General features: G+C 43.6%; 1 pseudogene. It reads left to right on the forward strand.

Features of this window, described 5'->3' with window-relative positions:
* Window positions 1–521: pseudogene (locus tag H5092_RS20430) on the forward strand (hypothetical protein); the annotation flags it as partial.

Consider the following 521-nt stretch of genomic DNA (forward strand, 5'->3'; position numbering starts at 1 on the left):
TACCGGTGCAAACTTATCAGGTCTTAACGATGGCGAATTAACTGCCACAGCCACAGTCAGTGATGAAGCTGGCAATACAGCAACCGCTACAGACACCGCCATTCACGATAAAACAGCCGTAACCAGCATTGATGTTGCAACAGGTGATGACACTGTTATTAATACCGCAGAGCAAAGTGATGTAGTTGTAAGCGGTATAATAGAAGAGGCTGATGCTAACCAAACAGCCACTGTGGTATTTACCGATGTGAACGGAGATAAAGTCACGGTTGAAGACGTCGCGATTAATGCAGCCGGTGAGTGGGCAATAAATGCCACTAATATTTCAGGCCTTGCTGATGGTGAAATTACAGCAAGTGTTAGCGCACTAGATGTTGAAGGTAATTTAGCCACAAACGAAACCAGCTTTACCAAAGACACTACAGTTGCAATAACAGTTGATATCAACGATACAAACGATGACGTAATTAACGGCAATGATGAAAACGTAAACGTTGAAATTACAGGTACCACAACGGGTG

This window comes from Pseudoalteromonas sp. SR41-7 (genome assembly GCF_014163935.1).
GTDB classification, from domain to species: Bacteria; Pseudomonadota; Gammaproteobacteria; order Enterobacterales; family Alteromonadaceae; genus Pseudoalteromonas; species Pseudoalteromonas distincta.